This window comes from Rhizobium sp. SRI_017 (assembly GCF_057586295.1).
The window spans coordinates 1-825 of record NZ_JBYCZP010000077.1 but is presented as its reverse complement, the minus strand read 5'-3'; the positions used below and the strand labels follow the sequence as shown (position 1 = coordinate 825).

1 protein-coding gene is annotated in these 825 nt (G+C 62.3%); it reads left to right on the top strand.

Features of this window, described 5'->3' with window-relative positions; genetic code table 11:
• Nucleotides 1–825: sensor histidine kinase (locus AC2YI2_RS35080; RefSeq protein ID WP_487391134.1), on the top strand; the 825-nt coding region annotated here is incomplete at both ends.

Below are 825 nucleotides of genomic sequence, written 5' to 3'. Positions count from 1 at the left end.
GTCCATCTCGCAGGTGGAAGTGGGCGGCGAACGCCTGTCCACCGTCATCCTGCGCGACATAACCGAGCGCAAGGCCGCCGAGGACGCCCTGCTGGAAAGCCGGCGGCGAATGGAAGGCATCGTGGAATCGGCGATGGATGCGCTGATCACGGTCGATGAGAATCAGCAGATCGTGCTGTTCAACCCGGCCGCCGAGCGCATGTTCGGCGTCACGGCCCAACAAGCGCTCGGCGCGCCGATCGAGCGGTTCATCCCCGAGCGCTTTCGCCATGGACACGCCGAGCATATCCGCCTGTTCAAGGAAACCGGGGTGACCAACCGACGGATGGGCGCGCTCGGGGCAATCAGCGGCCTGCGTGCCAATGGCGAGGAATTTCCGCTGGAAGCGTCGATTTCGCAAATCCAGATCGGTGAGGGCAAGCTCGCAACGGTCATCCTGCGCGATATCACCGAGCGCAAGGCCAACGAAGACTCCCGCCAATTGCTGGCCCGCGAGGTCGATCACCGGGCCAAGAATGCCCTGGCTGTCGTCCAGGCCCTGGTCTCCCTGACGCGCGCCGATACCAAGGAAGCGTTCATCATCGCAGTTCGAGGTCGTGTGTCGGCGCTGAGCCGGGCACATTCCCTGCTTGCCCAGAATCGGTGGGAGGGCGCAGACTTGGCAGCGATTATCTCCGACGAAACGAGAGTCTATCAAGAGGTCAACCAGTTGCAGCTTGAAGGTCCGATCGTCATACTTGGTCACAACGCCGTTCAGCCCGTCAGCCTGCTTATCCACGAACTCGCGACCAATGCCGTCAAGTATGGGGCGCTGTCGGTATCGGA